At 29.0% G+C, this 551-nt stretch carries 1 protein-coding gene; it reads right to left on the bottom strand.

What is annotated here, in order from left to right; genetic code table 11:
* Nucleotides 1–473 (bottom strand): ABC transporter ATP-binding protein (locus KI369_RS29130; RefSeq protein WP_212959067.1); only part of this gene is annotated, 473 nt, incomplete at its 3' end.
* Nucleotides 474–551: the final 78 nt, after the last annotated feature.

Below are 551 nucleotides of genomic sequence, written 5' to 3'. Positions count from 1 at the left end.
GGCTCATCTAAAATTAATAATCTAGGATCACCAAGTAATGCAATGGCAAGGCCAAGACGTTGTTTCATGCCTAAAGAGTATTCTTTAACTTTTTGGTGTGCTGCATTCTGCAATCCGACAGTTTTTAAAACAGAATGTAGTTTTTCTTTTGGTATATTTCTTAAAAGTCTATAAACTTCTAAATTTTCAATTGCGTTGAGATGTGCATAATAAGAAGGATTTTCCACTAGTGCTCCAACATCAGATAAAATAGATAAACGATTTTTATTTAAATCTTTACCGAAAATTGTAATATTACCTTCAGTCGCTTTAATTAAGCCTAATAACATTCTAATGCTAGTTGTTTTTCCAGCACCGTTGGGTCCTAAAAATCCATAAATTTCACCTTCAGGAATTTTTAGATTTACACAACTAACTACACTACTTTTTTTATATTTTTTAGTTAGATTATTTGTTTCAACAATATATTTCATATAAACACCACCTTATATTTATTATATTTCACGAAGGTTAAATTAAATTTCTAAGGAGTTTGAAAAAATGAGACCTAT

Origin of the sequence: Bacillus sanguinis, assembly GCF_018332475.1 — a bacterium.
Lineage (GTDB): Bacteria > Bacillota > Bacilli > Bacillales > Bacillaceae_G > Bacillus_A > Bacillus_A sanguinis.
Note: the sequence above shows the minus strand (reverse complement) of the source record. Positions and strands in the feature narration are given on the sequence as shown.